At 55.4% G+C, this 15,177-nt stretch carries 13 protein-coding genes; 7 read left to right on the top strand and 6 right to left on the bottom strand.

Annotation, left to right across the window (positions count from 1 at the left end; genetic code table 11):
• Positions 1 to 139: 139 nt before the first annotated feature.
• On the top strand, positions 140 to 1,426 hold the full coding sequence (locus IM314_RS17830) for a dicarboxylate/amino acid:cation symporter (RefSeq protein WP_028014754.1): 1,287 nt from the start codon (positions 140 to 142) through the stop codon (positions 1,424 to 1,426).
• Positions 1,427 to 1,652: 226 nt separating this feature from the next.
• A complete protein-coding gene (locus tag IM314_RS17825) occupies positions 1,653 to 3,146 on the top strand; it encodes a pitrilysin family protein (protein ID WP_041911852.1) in 1,494 nt (497 codons plus the stop codon).
• A 47-nt stretch (positions 3,147 to 3,193) separates the two neighbouring features.
• On the opposite strand, the gene IM314_RS17820 is transcribed toward IM314_RS17825, so the two are convergent.
• The gene (locus tag IM314_RS17820) at positions 3,194 to 4,123 is read right to left on the bottom strand and encodes a sugar kinase (protein ID WP_193359187.1); all 930 of its coding nucleotides are present in this window, start codon (positions 4,121 to 4,123) and stop codon (positions 3,194 to 3,196) included.
• Between the two features lie 229 nt (positions 4,124 to 4,352).
• Here IM314_RS17820 and pdeH point away from each other — a divergent pair, with 229 nt between their 5' ends.
• Positions 4,353 to 5,126, top strand: coding sequence for a cyclic-guanylate-specific phosphodiesterase (pdeH, locus tag IM314_RS17815; RefSeq protein ID WP_041911854.1), 774 nt, complete (start codon positions 4,353 to 4,355; stop codon positions 5,124 to 5,126).
• Positions 5,127 to 5,191: 65 nt separating this feature from the next.
• Positions 5,192 to 7,234 (top strand): AsmA family protein, encoded by a 2,043-nt coding sequence (locus IM314_RS17810; protein WP_163333508.1) that lies wholly within the window; start codon positions 5,192 to 5,194, stop codon positions 7,232 to 7,234.
• A gap of 59 nt (positions 7,235 to 7,293) precedes the next feature.
• On the opposite strand, the gene IM314_RS17805 is transcribed toward IM314_RS17810, so the two are convergent.
• From IM314_RS17805 to IM314_RS17795, 3 genes are all read right to left on the bottom strand, one after another.
• Positions 7,294 to 8,616 carry an MFS transporter gene (locus IM314_RS17805; RefSeq protein ID WP_028014749.1) on the bottom strand — a complete coding sequence of 441 codons (1,323 nt, stop codon included), beginning with the start codon at positions 8,614 to 8,616 and terminating at the stop codon, positions 7,294 to 7,296.
• 261 nt (positions 8,617 to 8,877) lie between these two features.
• On the bottom strand, positions 8,878 to 9,903 hold the full coding sequence (gene yhjD / locus IM314_RS17800; protein WP_193359188.1) for an inner membrane protein YhjD: 1,026 nt from the start codon (positions 9,901 to 9,903) through the stop codon (positions 8,878 to 8,880).
• 51 nt (positions 9,904 to 9,954) lie between these two features.
• Positions 9,955 to 10,854 (bottom strand): LysR family transcriptional regulator, encoded by a 900-nt coding sequence (locus IM314_RS17795; RefSeq protein WP_193359189.1) that lies wholly within the window; start codon positions 10,852 to 10,854, stop codon positions 9,955 to 9,957.
• A 119-nt stretch (positions 10,855 to 10,973) separates the two neighbouring features.
• On the opposite strand from IM314_RS17795, the gene IM314_RS17790 reads away from it, so the two are divergent.
• Positions 10,974 to 11,732 (top strand): SDR family NAD(P)-dependent oxidoreductase, encoded by a 759-nt coding sequence (locus IM314_RS17790; RefSeq protein WP_028014746.1) that lies wholly within the window; start codon positions 10,974 to 10,976, stop codon positions 11,730 to 11,732.
• Positions 11,733 to 11,905: 173 nt separating this feature from the next.
• Positions 11,906 to 12,508, top strand: coding sequence for a response regulator transcription factor (locus IM314_RS17785; protein ID WP_045259401.1), 603 nt, complete (start codon positions 11,906 to 11,908; stop codon positions 12,506 to 12,508).
• On the opposite strand, the gene IM314_RS17780 is transcribed toward IM314_RS17785, so the two are convergent.
• The gene (locus IM314_RS17780; protein ID WP_028014744.1) at positions 12,487 to 12,825 is read right to left on the bottom strand and encodes a lysozyme; all 339 of its coding nucleotides are present in this window, start codon (positions 12,823 to 12,825) and stop codon (positions 12,487 to 12,489) included. The two genes, IM314_RS17785 and IM314_RS17780, sit on opposite strands and share 22 nt — an antisense overlap.
• Positions 12,826 to 12,896: 71 nt before the next feature.
• Entirely contained in the window at positions 12,897 to 13,436 is a 540-nt protein-coding gene (locus tag IM314_RS17775) for a GNAT family N-acetyltransferase (RefSeq protein WP_028014743.1), read from the bottom strand.
• Positions 13,437 to 13,583: 147 nt separating this feature from the next.
• On the opposite strand from IM314_RS17775, the gene IM314_RS17770 reads away from it, so the two are divergent.
• Positions 13,584 to 15,176 (top strand): STY4199 family HEPN domain-containing protein, encoded by a 1,593-nt coding sequence (locus tag IM314_RS17770; RefSeq protein WP_060571562.1) that lies wholly within the window; start codon positions 13,584 to 13,586, stop codon positions 15,174 to 15,176.
• The last annotated feature ends 1 nt before the right edge of the window (position 15,177 follow it).

Below are 15,177 nucleotides of genomic sequence, written 5' to 3'. Positions count from 1 at the left end.
AGCCAGTTCAAAGTTCTTAACATTTGTGTTTCAAATTTGAACCGGGTTTATTTCTGTCCTGTTATACGGGTGTTATTTTAGAGCCGCAGGTTAACCATAACCTTACAAAGCCTGTGGTTTTTCTTCCCAAGGACACCCTATGAAAACCTCACTCTTCAAAAGTCTTTATTTCCAGGTCCTGACAGCCATCGCCATCGGTATTCTGCTGGGTCACTATTACCCGGAGCTGGGCGCGCAAATGAAACCGCTTGGCGACGCGTTCGTTAAGCTCATTAAAATGGTCATCGCCCCGGTGATCTTCTGTACGGTGGTAACGGGCATCGCTGGCATGGAAAGCATGAAGGCGGTGGGCCGTACCGGTGCAGTGGCGCTTCTCTACTTTGAAGTGGTCAGTACCCTTGCGCTGATTATTGGTCTGGTCATCGTCAACGTGGTACAGCCTGGCGCGGGTATGAACGTTGATCCCTCTACGCTGGATGCCAAAGCGGTTGCGGTCTATGCCGAACAGGCGAAGGATCAGGGCGTGGTGGCCTTCCTGCTGGACGTCATCCCTGGCAGCGTCATCGGCGCCTTCGCCAGCGGAAACATTCTGCAGGTGCTGCTGTTTGCCGTGATGTTTGGCTTCGCCCTGCACCGTCTGGGCAGCAAAGGCCAGCTTATCTTCAACGTGATTGAAAGCTTCTCGCAGGTCATCTTTGGCATCATCAATATGATCATGCGCCTGGCGCCGATCGGTGCCTTCGGTGCGATGGCCTTCACCATCGGCAAGTATGGCGTTGGCACGCTGGTGCAGCTGGGTCAGCTGATCATCTGCTTCTACATCACCTGTATTCTTTTCGTGGTGGTGGTGCTGGGCTCCATCGCCCGTGCGACAGGCTTCAGCATTTTCAAATTCATCCGCTACATCCGTGAAGAGCTGCTGATTGTTCTGGGGACCTCCTCTTCAGAATCGGCGCTGCCGCGTATGCTCGACAAGATGGAAAAGCTGGGGTGCCGTAAATCGGTGGTCGGCCTGGTGATCCCGACGGGGTACTCCTTCAACCTTGACGGTACCTCGATATACCTGACGATGGCGGCCGTGTTTATCGCCCAGGCGACCAACAGCCATATGGATATTTTCCATCAAATCACCCTGCTGGTGGTGCTCTTGCTGTCGTCTAAAGGGGCTGCGGGCGTGACGGGCAGCGGCTTTATCGTGCTGGCGGCCACCATTTCTGCGGTGGGGCATCTGCCGGTGGCGGGTCTGGCACTGATTCTTGGTATTGACCGCTTTATGTCTGAGGCGCGTGCCCTTACCAACCTGGTGGGTAACGGCGTGGCCACGGTGGTGGTCGCGAAATGGGTGAAAGAGCTGGATCACAAGAAGCTCAACGATACGCTGAATAATCGCGCGTCTGATAGCAAAAATCCTGGTTTAACCTCCTAATCTTGTCACAATTGCCCGCATTCCCTTGTCGGGATGCGGGCTCCTGCGCATAATAACTGTTCATACCTGTCATAATTCGACAAGATTTTTTTTGGGTATATTTCACTTCGGACCGTGACGTTTTGCCGAACGCGCGGTCTAATCGACGTGTTTTCATCGTCATCTTTTAGAGTGCAGCGCGTCGCGAGACACTCTTTTTAACCAGGAATGTTGATCAGGGGTTCACATGCAGGGCACAAAAATTCGACTCTTAACCGGCGGTTTGCTGATGATGGCAGCAGCCAGTTATGTGCAGGCAGATGCGCTCCAGCCAGACCCGGCCTGGCAACAAGGCACGCTAGCGAACGGTTTTCAGTGGCAGGTGTTATCTACTCCACAGCGTCCCAGCGATCGTATTGAAATCCGTCTGTCCGTAAATACCGGCTCCCTTACGGAAAGCACTCAGCAAACCGGTTTTAGCCATTTTATTCCCCGTCTGGCGCTCACGCAGAGCGGCAGCTTGCAGGCAGTACAGGTGCGTTCGCTGTGGCAACAGGCCATCGATCCGAAACGCCCCCTTCCTCCGGCTGTGGTCTCCTATGACTACACCATGTTTAACCTGAGCCTGCCAAATAACCGTAACGACCTGCTTAAAGAAGCCCTTACCTATCTCTCCGATGCCTCTGGCAACCTGGCGATTACGCCAGACACCGTGAACTATGCGTTGAGCAACGGCGACATGGTGGCGACCTGGCCTGCGGATACCAAAGAGGGCTGGTGGCGCTACCGTCTGAAAGGCTCAACGTTGCTGGGGCACGATCCGGCAGAGCCGCTGAAGCAGCCGGTGGACGTTGAACAGGTAAAATCGTTCTACCAGAAATGGTACACCCCGGACGCGATGACGCTGATCGTTGTCGGCAATGTGGATAGCCGCGCGGTGGTTGAGCAGATCAACAAAGCGTTTGGCGATCTGAAGGGCAAACGTGAAACGCCAGCCCCTGTCCCGACGCTCTCTCCGCTGCGCGCCGAGCCTGTCAGCATTATGACGGACACCGTGCGCCAGGACAGGCTCTCCGTGATGTGGGATAACGCCTGGCAGCCTATTCGCGAGTCTGCGGCGCTGCTGCGCTACTGGCGTGCCGATCTGGCGCGTGAAGCGTTGTTCTGGCACGTTCAGCAGACGCTCAGCAAAAACAACGTGAAGAACATTGGCCTTGGCTTTGACTGCCGCGTGCTGTTCCAGCGTGCGCAATGTGCCATTAACGTTGAATCGCCGGGCGATAAACTGAATGCGAACCTGGGTGTGGTGGCGAAAGAGCTGGCAAAAGTGCGTAAAGAGGGGCTCTCTGAAGAGGAGTTCAACGCGCTGCTGGCCCAGAAAAAACTGGAGCTGCAGAAACTGTTTGCCACCTACGCTCGCGCCGATACCGACATTCTGATCAGCCAGCGGATTCGCTCCCTGCAGAATCAGGTTGTCGACATTGCGCCTGAGCAGTACCAGAAGCTGCGTCAGGACTTCCTGAACGGTCTGACTGTGAATATGCTGAATCAGGATTTACGTCAGCAGCTGTCGCAGGATATGGCGTTGATCCTTCTGCAGCCGAAAGGCGAGCCGGAATATGACATGAAGGAACTTCAGAAGACCTGGGATTCCATTATGGCCACCGCGTCGCAGCCGGCGCAGGCTGCAACGGCTGATGATCTACACCAGGACGCGTCGGATATTCCGCAGGGGCAGTAACCCCCTCACGCTGACCCTCTCCCCTTTGGGGAGAGGGTTAGGGGAAACTAAACAGGCATCGCCTCGCGCGGAATAATCGCCCCGCGATACTGAATCACGGTGCTGGCCGTCAGGTGCCCACGCTGTGCCGCCGCTTCCGGCGTTCCCCCCGTCAGGCGTACCGCCAGGTAGCCCGCGCTGAAGGAATCCCCCGCCGCGGTGGTATCAATCACTTTCTCTTTGGCCAGCTTCACCGCAGGGACCTCAATCACCGCTTCACCCGCAATCGCGACCAGGCACGACTCCGCGCCGCGCTTAATCACCACTTCGCTCACGCCTGCTGCGTGCGTGCGGGCAATCACGTCCTCAACCGATTTCTCACCCCACAGGGCGTCTTCATCATCGAGCGTCAGGAAGGCGATATCCGTGCACTGCAGCATCTGCTGATAAACCTGCTGCGTCTCTTCGCGGCTGGCCCACAGGCGCGGGCGGTAGTTGTTATCAAAAATCACCTTCCCGCCGTTGGCGCGGCATTCGCGCAGCAGCGAGAGCAGCTTTTCGCGGCTGGTCGGGCTTAAAATCGCCAGGCTAATGCCGCTCAGATAGAGATAGTCAAACGTCGCCAGCTCTTCGCAGATGGCCCCAGCGGCGTCGCTCTCCAGCCAGAATTTGGCCGCGGCTTCGTTACGCCAGTAATAAAACGTGCGTTCGCCGGTGCTGTCAGTTTCGATGTAGTAAAGCCCAGGCAGGCGGTTTTCCATACGCTGTATAAGCGAGGTGTCAACATGTTCACTCTGCCAGGCTTCCAGCATCTGCTGGCTGAAGCTGTCCGTGCCGAGGGCGGTGACGTAGTTCACGGTGAGTGCCTCAGGCGCAACCTGACGGGCAATGTAAACCGAGGTGTTTAACGTATCGCCACCAAATCCGCGGCTGACTTCCGGGCCTTTTTGTGACAGCTCAATCATGCATTCGCCAATCACGGCAATTTTTTTGGACATAGTCGTGAACCTGAACAGAAGAATTTTCAGCAGTGTGCGCCGAGTGAATTAGATGGTCAACTATATTAAAACGGTGTTCCATTATTTTATTTGAGCCAGCGCGTGTTCCGGCAAATTTCTGTCATCTTAATTTCATTTTCACGGTGAATTGAACATAAAGTTCTCAATTATCGCGCCGATAATCCTGTGACGAGTCCAGAAAGGCTATCCCAACAACAGGACATCTGAAATGAAGTCAGAGCAGGTTATCCAGCGGCTGAGCACTACGCCTGAGGCAAGTATTGAGAACTTGCAGGAGCATCGCTACTGGCTGCAATGTGAGCGCGCGTACACCTGGCAGCCGATCTATCGAACGGACGGTCGGCTGATGGCAATTGAAATTTTGACCGTCGTTACGCATCCCTCAAACCCTACTCAGCGCATCGCGCCGGATCGCTATTTTGCCGAAGTTGCCGTTCGCCAGCGTCTGGACGTGCTGGAAGAGCAGCTCCGTATGCTGGCGACGAAACAGGCCTTTTTCGAGCAGCATACGATCCTCGCCTCGGTGAACGTGGATGGCCCAACTCTGCTGGCGCTGCGTCAGAACGCGAAGCTGCAGGAGCTGATCGCCACCCTGCCGTGGCTGCGCTTTGAGCTGGTGGAGCACGTGCGCCTGCCGCAGGATTCCTCGTTTGCGTCAATGTGTGAATTTGGCCCGCTGTGGCTGGATGACTTTGGCACCGGTATGGCGAACTTCTCGGCCCTCAGCGAAGTGCGCTATGACTACATCAAGGTGGCCCGCGATCTGTTCATCATGCTGCGCCAGACCCCGGAAGGGCGGAATCTGTTTACGCTGTTATTGCAGTTGATGAATCGCTATTGCCAGGGGGTGATCGTTGAAGGCGTGGAAACGCTGGAAGAGTGGCGTGATGTGCAAAACTCTCCCGCAGCGGCGGCGCAAGGCTATTTCCTCTCTCGCCCCGTGCCGATGGATCTCCTCGAAAGCGCCAGAACGACCCTCTAATAGCCCCGTTTCCCTTTGTCTGGACTATAGTTTTACAGGACAGGTCATCAGGAAAGGGGATAAAAATGACAAAAACAACCAGGGTCATTTCCTGGATTACAGGGATTTTCTTGTTGTTGATCGCGATCGTCGTCATCATTATCGCGACGTTTGACTGGAACCGCCTTAAGCCGACCATCAACCAGAAAGTCTCAACTGAGCTGAACCGTCCCTTCGCCATTCGTGGCGATCTGGGTGTGGTATGGGAGCGTCAGAAAGAGGAGACCGGCTGGCGAAGCTGGATCCCCTGGCCGCACGTCCACGCCGACGACATTATTCTCGGCAACCCGCCGGATATCCCCGAAGTGACCATGGTGCATCTGCCGCGCGTGGAAGCCACGCTGGCGCCGCTAGCGCTCCTGACCAAAACCGTCTATCTACCGTGGATCAAGCTCCAGCAGCCCGATGCGCGCCTGATCCGCCTCTCTGAAAAAAACAATAACTGGACGTTTAACCTTGCCAGCGACGGCAAAAAAGATCCGAATGCCCAGCCCTCTTCGTGGTCATTCCGTCTGGACAATATTCTTTTCGATCGCGGGCGGATCGCCATCGACGATAAGGTCAGCAAGGCAGACGTGGAGATCCTGGTCGATCCGCTGGGTAAACCGCTGCCGTTTAGCGAAGTCACGGGCAATAAAGCGAAAGGCGATAGCGCCAAAGCGGGTGATTATGTCTTCGGCCTGACGGCAAAAGGGCGCTACAACGGTCAGCCGCTTAACGGGAAAGGGAAAATCGGCGGCATGCTGGCGCTCCGGAGCGAAGGCACGCCGTTCCCGGTGCAGGCGGATTTCCGCTCGGGGAATACGCGCGTGGCGTTTGTGGGGACGGTCAACGACCCGATGAACATGGGGGGCGTCGACCTGCAGCTCAAGTTCGCCGGTGACTCGCTTGGCGAACTGTATGAACTGACCGGCGTACTGCTGCCGGATACCCCGCCGTTCGAAACGGACGGGCATTTGGTTGCCAAAATTGATACCGAAAAATCGTCCGTTTTTGACTACCGGGATTTCAACGGCCGCATCGGTGACAGCGATATTCACGGCACGCTGACCTATACCACCGGAAAACCACGGCCAAAACTGGAAGGGGATGTCGAATCCCGCCAGCTGCGTCTGGCCGATCTTGGCCCGCTGATAGGCGTGGATTCGGGCAAAGGGACAAAGTCAAAAGAGGTTAAGAAGGACGTTCAGCCTGCGGGAAAAGTGCTGCCTTACGATCGCTTTGAAACCGATAAGTGGGACGTGATGGATGCAGATGTGCGCTTCAAAGGGCGCAAGATTGAGCATGGCAGCACGCTGCCGCTGAGCGATCTCTCGACGCATATCATCCTGAAAAATGCCGACCTGCGCCTGCAGCCGCTGAAGTTTGGCATGGCGGGCGGGACGATTTCCTCCAACATTCACCTGGAAGGCGATAAAAAGCCGATGCAGGGGCGGGCGGAGATCCAGGCGCGTCGATTGAAGCTGAAAGAGCTGATGCCAAACGTGGAGCTGATGCAGAAAACCCTCGGTGAAATGAACGGCGATGCGGACATTCGCGGGGTGGGGAATTCCGTGGCGGCACTGCTGGGCAGCGGCAACGGTAACCTGAAACTGCTAATGAACGACGGTCTGGTCAGCCGCAACCTGATGGAGATCCTGGGGCTGAACGTCGGTAACTTTATCATCGGGCAAATCTTTGGCGATGACGAGGTGCGGGTGAACTGCGCGGCGGCGAATGTGGATCTGGTTAATGGCGTGGCGCGTCCGCAGATTTTTGCCTTCGACACGGAAAACGCGGTGATTAACGTGACCGGTACCGCCAGCATGGCCTCCGAGCAGCTGGATTTGACCATCGATCCGGAAAGTAAGGGAATTCGTATTATTACCCTGCGCTCGCCGCTTTACGTGCGTGGGACCTTCAAAAATCCGCAGGCGGGCGTCAAGCCCGGGCCGCTGATTGCGCGTGGCGCGGTGGCCGCAGCCCTCGCGACGTTGGTCACCCCGGCCGCCGCGCTGCTGGCGTTGATTTCGCCGTCAGAAGGCGAGGCGAATCAATGCCGGACGATTTTGTCGCAGATGAAGAAGTAACGCCTTTCTCCCTCTCCCTGTGGGAGAGGGCCGGGGTGAGGGCATCAGGCCGCAATTAATTACAGCGCCTGATGCTTAGTTTCATGCGTCAGCAGCAGCGCAATCAACGTCAGCGCCGCCATGGCCGCCAGATAAACGCCCACGTAGAACAGACCATAATTTGCCTGCAGCCAGGTGGCGATATACGGTGCCACGGACGCACCCAGAATAGACGAGACGTTATAGGAGAACGACGCGCCGGTATAACGCACTTCCGTCGGGAACAGCTCCGGCAGCAGCGCGCCCATCGGGCCGAAGGTCAGCCCCATCAGGCTCAGGCCAATCAGCAGGTACGCCATCACCAGCGCCGGGCTACCTGAACTCAGCAGCGGCGGGAAGACGAACAGAGCAAACAGAATGATCAGCGTGGTGATCGTAATCATGCTCGCACGACGACCAAACTTATCCGCCAGCAGGCCGGCAATCGGTACCATCACGCCAAACCCAATCACCGCCATCATCAGCATCCACAGCACTTCGTTACGCGGCAGGCCCAGCCCAACCGGTGCGGCAGCGGTACTGTAGGTCATGGAATACACCGTCATGATGTAGAACAGCGTGTAGGTAGCCAGCATGATAAACGTGCCCAGCACGGTCACGCGCACGTGTTTTGTCAGCAGGGTGCCCAGCGGCACTTTTACCTGTTTTTTCGCCGCGGCTACTTTTGCGAACACCGGCGTCTCATGCAGGGAAACACGCACATACAGGCCAATCAGCACCAGCACGGCCGAGAAGACAAACGGAATACGCCAGCCCCAGCTCATGAACTGTTCGTCCGTCAGCAGCCAGGAGAGCAGCAGGAAGGTCCCGTTGGCAAAGAAGAAGCCAATCGGCGCGCCAAGCTGCGGGAATGAACCGTACAGCGCGCGTTTACGCGGCGGGGCGTTCTCGGTCGCCAGCAGCGCCGCGCCACCCCATTCACCGCCCAGCCCCAGACCCTGACCAAAACGCGCCAGCGCCAGCAGGACCGGCGCCAGAATGCCGATGGTTTCGTAGGTCGGCAGCAGGCCGATCGCCACGGTGGAGATGCCCATTGTCAGCAGCGAGGCCACCAGGGTGACCTTGCGCCCAATACGATCGCCGAAGTGTCCAAACAGCGCGGAGCCAATCGGACGCGCCACAAACGCGATAGCAAAGGTCGCCAGAGACTGTAGCGTCGCCGCCGTCGGGTCTCCCTGCGGGAAGAAAATATGCGGGAAAACGATGACCGCTGCGGTGGCGTAAATGTAAAAGTCGAAGAACTCAATGGCGGTGCCAATCAGCGATGCGACGACAACTTTATTGCGCGAGTTTACCGGGACGTTTTCCGCACCAGAGTCGAGTGTTGTGGCTGTTGATTGCATAATATTTTCTTATTTTTTGTCGAACGAAAGGCCATATTACGCACAGCAAAAGCGACATTTCAATCTGTAACAAAATAGCTTACTGATTATAAAATCAACAAAAAGCGGATAATGTTCAGGCCAGCCAAAATGCTTCCATGAAATGCTTCACGTTTTTTAAATATTGGTGGATAAAACTGGTTTTCGGTTAAATAAAAGTTACGGACTGGATTTATATGCTGAAATGATGAGTCGGGCTGAAATATCAGCCCGAGAGCGGAATTAACGGTGTGTTTTTCCGGGCATTCGCGTGTCGCCTTTGTACTCGGCGGTGGCAATCCACGCCGCGCAGAACAGGGTTAAACGCGCAAAGAAGTAGAAGAATGCCATCAGCCCCAGCACCGAGCCAAATGCCGCGCCGGACGGGGATTTCACCAGCGACGGCAGGGTGTAGGTCATCACGATCTTAATCACTTCAAAGCCGATCGCCGCAATCAATGTGCCGCGGAGCAGCGCCTTCTTACGCGGACGATGCCGAGGCAAGCGCCAGAAAATCCAGAAGAACAGCAGGTAGTTGGCGAAGATAGAAATCGCCAGCCCGATCCCGCGCCAGGCGGGCTTCAGCCATTCGATGTAATCAAGATAGAGCGCAGAAATAATCATCTGCTGCGCGGAGCCTGCCACGGAGGTAATGGAGAGCGTGACGACGAGCGCGATAAGCAGGCCAATCAGCGAAATAAAGTCGCGGAAATATTTAACCCAAATTTTCTCCTGATCCTGCGGTTTACGCTCCCACACCTCGCGCGACTGGGCGCGAATAGCTTCGCGGAGGTTGCCCATCCAGTTAACGCCGGAGTAAAGGGCGATGAGCAAACCGACGATACCGACGGTGGTGCGCTGCTGAACGGCGGTGTTTATCGTGCTTTTCAGCGTGGTGCCGAGGGTTGGGTCACTGACGTTATTCAGGATCTTATTGAAAATATCCTGCAGCAGCGTTGGATGTGACGCGAGCACAAAACCGGCCGCTGCAAACGACACCATCAGGATGGGGATCATCGACAGGAATGAAAAATAGGTGATCGCGGCACCAAACTGGTTCCCCATGCGGTCATTGAAGCGCTCGGTCGCACGTATTAGATGCGCAACCATGGGAAACTGCTGAATTCTCTCCGCCAGGCTGGTAACGGTGCCCAGCGCCTTGCTGGCGGTACCAGGGGCTTTAGCCTCTTCCGGCTCGGTTTCCATCTTCTTGATGGGTTCATAATCTAAATGTTGGGTGGGTCGTTGCGGGTTATTTTCCGGCGTCACGCGTCTTTTCCTTTTTCGTTTGGCTGGATGTTACTGAATTATAGCTTGCGACTAGTCCACGTAAGCTTTTGTGAGTTCGGTTAGCCACTCCATAAACAGGTGAACCCGGCGAGAGAGGTTGCGCCGGTGGGGGTAAATCAGGGAGACAGGCATCGGTTCCGCGCGATACTGCGGGAGGATCTCAATCAGTTTCTTTGCGCGCAGCAGGTCGCGCACCCCAACGCGCGGGGCCTGAATGATCCCCAGCCCGGCAAGGCAGGCGGCCTGGTAAGTTTCCGTGCTGTTGACGGTTAGCACCCCGCCCGTTTTTATCCACTGCGTCGTGCTGCCGTTATAAAATTCAAAGCCCTGAGGGCGGCTTCCCAGCATCGCGGCATAATGAATCACGGCGTGCGAGCCTAAATCGTCCAGCGTGTCAGGGTAGCCAAAACGCACCAGATAATCCGGGCTGGCGCAGTTGATCACCGACAGCTTGCCCAGCGGACGGGCTATCAGCCCAGAGTCCTTCAGGGAACCCACGCGGACGACGCAATCAAACCCTTCGCGGACCACATCCACCAGACGATCGCTGCTGCTGAGCTCCAGTTCGATACCCGGATACTGCTGTAAAAACGCAGGCAGTTTGGGGATGACGACATTTCGAGCAACGCCAACGGGCATATCCACGCGCAGCCTTCCGCTGATGCTGGAGGGATCGTGCTGAAACATACCGTCCAGCTCATCCAGGTTCGCCAGCAGATCTTTTGCCCGTTCGTAATAGACCATGCCGTCCTGCGTCAGGCTGACGCGGCGCGTGGTACGGTGCAGTAGCTGGGTGCCAAGCCCGTTTTCCAGTGCCTGAATTTGCCGGGAAACGCTGCCTTTCGGCAGCGTTAATGTCTCTGCCGCGCGGGAAAAACTCTCCAGTTCCGCGACGCGAACAAACAGCTGCATTGCGTGAATTTTATCCATAGATGAAGCTCATTGTTGTTTGCAATGAAACAGTGAAGCGTTATTACCCATCTTTATTGATCTTCTATCACCTAATAAGCTCTTTCTCAATCTCCATAACAGCCAAAACGAGGTTTATGATGACTGAACGTATCGCATTAGTGACGGGTGGTAGCCGCGGCTTAGGTAAAAACGCTGCGTTAAAGCTGGCTGCTGACGGCACGGGAATTATCCTGACCTACAATCGTAGCCAGCAGGAAGCGCTGGAAGTTGTGCGCGAAATTCAGGAAAAAGGCGTCAAGGCGGCGGCATTAAAGCTCAACGTCGGGGATATCGCCAGTTTCGAAAATTTTGCTCAACAGCTTCAGGAGATCCTGAAGAGCGTCTGGCAGCGCGAAACATTTGATTATTTATTGAACAATGCCGGAACGGGTTTATACGCACCCTATACCGAAACGACGGAAGCCCAGTTTGATGAGGCGCTGAACATTCACTTCAAAGGGCCTTTCTTCCTGACGCAGCGCCTGCTGCCTCTGCTTAATGACGGGGGGCGGATCCTCAATGTCTCCAGCGGACTGGCCCGCTTCACCCAGCCAGGCTCAGGAACCTACGCGGCCATGAAAGGGGCGATGGAAGTGCTCACCCGCTATCAGGCGAAGGAGCTTGGAGCGCGCGGTATCTCAGTCAATATTATCGCACCAGGCGCGATCGAAACCGACTTTGGCGGTGGGCGCGTGCGCGACAACGCGCAGCTTAACCAGATGCTGGCGTCGCAGACGGCGCTGGGGCGGGTAGGTTTGCCGGACGATATCGGGGATGCCATTGCGGCGCTGCTTAGCGATAAGCTTGGCTGGATGAACGCGCAACGTATTGAAGTGTCAGGCGGTATGTTCCTGTGATGTCTGATGTTAAGGGGAGGGAACCCCTTAAGGAAATCCTTAATATGGATGTGTCAAAATGCGGATAAATATAAAAACCACTGGTGGATTTGTAACCTCTCCATTCATTGAGTTTTTTCTTAAATAGCGTCTATGTAGAATCCCCCTTCGCTATTCTCAGAGGGAGAAATACGATGCGAGTAATCATGTTTGACAGGCAGTCGATATTTATTCATGGAGCGATACACGGTTTGCAGAAATTAATTCCTGAAATAAATATAACGGGGGCTTGTCAGGCAGATGATTTATGGACGCAAATATCCGCGTCACCGTCTGCTATCGTCATGATTGACGGCAATTTAATTCAGGATGAGGGGAGTTCTTTCCTGGATGAAATCATGCATCGCTTCCCGTCGGTCCGGGTGATGATGGTTCTGGCAAAAAAAGAGACCCGATGGGTTGAACAACTCATGCAGCGAAACGTGATGGCTATTATCCCCCGTAACGCTAACCCTGAGCGGTTTGCCGCCGTGCTGGATTCCGTGTCCAGAGGGATGGTCTGTTTTCCCGCTGAGTGGGTCAGCCAGCAATCGTCAGCGCAGGCGTTACTTTCCTTAAGCGAGCGTCAGCGTGAGGTGCTGAAGCTGCTGGCGGCAGGCGAATCAAACAAAGAAATTGGTCGCAATCTCAATATCAGTGCGGCCACGGTAAAAGCGCATCTGGAAGCGCTTTTTCGCCGGCTGGAGGTAAAAAACCGAACCCAGGCAGCCATGTACTACACTCGGGCGACGGCCTGAAGCAGCGCTTTCGGGAGTGAAGACGTCACGCCGAAACTCAGTATCATCAGTACCAGCGCGTCATGCTGCTGCTGGGTTAATGGATGTATACACTTTTCCCGCAGCAGCGTTTCACACAGCTGAATATCTTCATGGAGTAAATATTCCGCCTGAAGAGGCGTGATAAGGCCGTGAAAATTTTCCCGTTCGCGGATCACATGCCCATAGCCGATAACCCATACACCCTTTTCATCACGATATTTCTCCAGTGAAAGCCCTTGATGTTTCTTTATTAATTCTATGGCGGCAGAAGATATATTTAGCGCATGACCGTTCATATTCGTTTCCTCTTAATGGCGATACTGTAGAGGAATCGCGGTACGAGCAATATCCGCCAAATGGCTGTTGATCAGGAATTATTGTTCAGGTATTCCTGCCGTAATAACCCAAATAACCAGTCATTTTGCCAGCGACCGGAAAGGTAATAGCTTTCACGTAGCTCGCCTTCCAGCTGGAAGCGAGCTTTTTCCAGCAGGCGCCTGGAGGCGACGTTTCCCGCGGTGACGGTGGCGGTGAGCCGACGAATACCGCCCTGATGAAAGGCGTAATCGCAAAGCGCCTGCAGGGATTCGAAGCCGTAACCTTTGCCCTGCGCCTCGGGGGCAAAAAGAAAGCCCACTTCGGCGCAATCTTCTTCCCGATGAATATACCCGGTAACGCCCAGCGGGGCCTGTGAGAGGGCATCACGTACGACGAGGCACAGCCAGTGCGCGCTGCCTGGCGTCCAGGGCGTCAGGCGCGAATCAAACGCCTCCCGGATCGCTGCGACGGGGCGGTTCTCCGCCACAAAGCGCATGACTTCGGGGTGTTGCTGCAACGCCAGAAAAAAGGGCCAGTCTTGTTCCTGCAGGGGCGAGCAGTTCAGGCGTGAGGTCATTAAAACTGGCATTAAGATTCTCCTGAAGCATTTTAAATGATTTTAGGGTTGTCACTTTATTTCAACAGAAAGTCAGGTATGGTTAAGCGCGTATAAATAAAAAGAAAAACGGCCGTTAGTGCCCATTCCGGATGTCTTCGCTGTCGCTTAAGGAAAACAATGACTCTCAGCACATCACATCATATCCGCGAACAGTTTGAACACTGTCTGGCGGTCATTCGCCAGGCGTCGGTGGAAATCTTGCTTCTTCTGAATGTACATGTTTCTGAGGGAAAAGATCCACGCTGGTTTCTGGAACAGCTGGACAGCGCGCGTTTAGGCCTCGGGGGATGGGCTACGGTTGCGAAGAAGCTTAACCTGAATGATGCCGAGATGTCGGAATTTACGCTGCAGCTGCGCCTGCTGCAGCAGCGCGTCCCGCAGTACGAAAGCGGGCAGGATGTCAGTGAAAACCAGCTTATTGCGGCGATGCGGTTTGTGACTACGCTGGAACATCTTCGTCTGCAGCAGCCGCTTCTGACCTACAGCACCGAGCTGGCCCCGGGAAGTGAACTCCAGCAACAGCAGGCGCACAAGCAGGTACGCGCAATTGAGTTAATGATTAAAGGCCTCATTCAGCAGGCCTGGCCCGATCAGGTGCGGCTCAATAATCATCTTAAAACCTTATTTAACGCTGACCGCGTACGGCGCTGGCTGAAGCATGGCGAAATCAACGATGTCCTGAGCGGCATGATGTTCAGTGAACTGGCGCAAATGCTGGTGGATAAAAAAGAGTTCAGCCGCTATTACGCCTCGCTGTTTAACGACCCGTCCATGCTGACGCTCATGGTGGAGCCGCGCAAAACGCTGCAAACCTTCCTCGACGACATCCGGCAAATCCGCAACAGCATTACGGTGCAGAAAACGTTAAGTTCGGCGCAAATTCAGCTGCTGGATAACTACTACATGCAGATCTCCCGTCCGGTTCAACGCGCGTTTGAGGAGGGGAGAACGCGCGTCAACCCGGCCGGATTCATGGCGGTGGATGCCAGCGAGCTGCACGCGTTCTGGGAAAAGGCGCAAAAAATGGATCGGGTTACCGGTGGGGATCTGTTTGAAGTCCGCGACACGATTGAAAAGCCGACCCAACGCGCTCCGCGCACGCCCGAACAGCGTGAGCAGCTTATCTCCGGTGCGCTATGGGGAGCGGTCGGCGTGATGGTGATTGCCATCGTGGTAGGCGGCTTCTGGCTGGTGACCAGCAGCAAACCGCAGCCTGCGGCCGAAAATACGGCGCAAGCGGCGGCTCCGCCGCAGGAGATGCGCGAAACCCCTTCCTCGCGCGAGACGCTGACGCGCATGGGAGTGACCTGGGACGAGAGTAATTTCCGTTCGGCGATTAACCGCAACGATACCCGCGTGGCGCTGCTCTTTTTGCAGGGTGGGATGGACTGGAAGCTGTCATGGACCGAAGAGGCGATGTCGGCAGGCTATGACGACGTTCTGGAGCTTATGCTGCGCTATCGGCAGAACATGGCAGAAGAGAAGCCGTGTCGTCGTTTCATCAATACGCTCAGCCACGCCATGTCAAGCGGCGAGTCCCTGACGTCAATACGTAAAGAGTATCTGAAAGCCTTCTGTACCGTGCCGGCCGTGGTGAAGCGCCAGAAGCACGATCTTGAGATGGCAACGCGACGGGCGCAGTCACAGCCGGATGCCACCACGAAAAAATGGCAGTCTATTCAGACCGCCATTTATGAGGTGATTCGCTAAA

The sequence above is a fragment of the Enterobacter cloacae complex sp. P42RS genome, assembly GCF_014930595.1.
GTDB classification, from domain to species: domain Bacteria; phylum Pseudomonadota; class Gammaproteobacteria; order Enterobacterales; family Enterobacteriaceae; genus Enterobacter; species Enterobacter bugandensis.
The sequence above is the reverse complement of the archived record's forward strand: the minus strand, read 5'-3'. Positions and strand labels throughout refer to the sequence as shown.

Bases quoted from the DNA above. Each gene is read 5' to 3' on its own strand.
- IM314_RS17830 (WP_028014754.1), top strand. From the start codon at position 140: ATGAAAACCTCACTCTTCAAAAGTCTTTATTTCCAGGTCCTGACAGCC.
- IM314_RS17825 (WP_041911852.1), top strand. From the start codon at position 1,653: ATGCAGGGCACAAAAATTCGACTCTTAACCGGCGGTTTGCTGATGATG.
- IM314_RS17820 (WP_193359187.1), bottom strand. From the start codon at position 4,123: ATGTCCAAAAAAATTGCCGTGATTGGCGAATGCATGATTGAGCTGTCA.
- pdeH (WP_041911854.1), top strand. From the start codon at position 4,353: ATGAAGTCAGAGCAGGTTATCCAGCGGCTGAGCACTACGCCTGAGGCA.
- IM314_RS17810 (WP_163333508.1), top strand. From the start codon at position 5,192: ATGACAAAAACAACCAGGGTCATTTCCTGGATTACAGGGATTTTCTTG.
- IM314_RS17805 (WP_028014749.1), bottom strand. From the start codon at position 8,616: ATGCAATCAACAGCCACAACACTCGACTCTGGTGCGGAAAACGTCCCG.
- IM314_RS17795 (WP_193359189.1), bottom strand. From the start codon at position 10,854: ATGGATAAAATTCACGCAATGCAGCTGTTTGTTCGCGTCGCGGAACTG.
- IM314_RS17790 (WP_028014746.1), top strand. From the start codon at position 10,974: ATGACTGAACGTATCGCATTAGTGACGGGTGGTAGCCGCGGCTTAGGT.
- IM314_RS17785 (WP_045259401.1), top strand. From the start codon at position 11,906: ATGCGAGTAATCATGTTTGACAGGCAGTCGATATTTATTCATGGAGCG.
- IM314_RS17780 (WP_028014744.1), bottom strand. From the start codon at position 12,825: ATGAACGGTCATGCGCTAAATATATCTTCTGCCGCCATAGAATTAATA.
- IM314_RS17775 (WP_028014743.1), bottom strand. From the start codon at position 13,436: ATGCCAGTTTTAATGACCTCACGCCTGAACTGCTCGCCCCTGCAGGAA.
- IM314_RS17770 (WP_060571562.1), top strand. From the start codon at position 13,584: ATGACTCTCAGCACATCACATCATATCCGCGAACAGTTTGAACACTGT.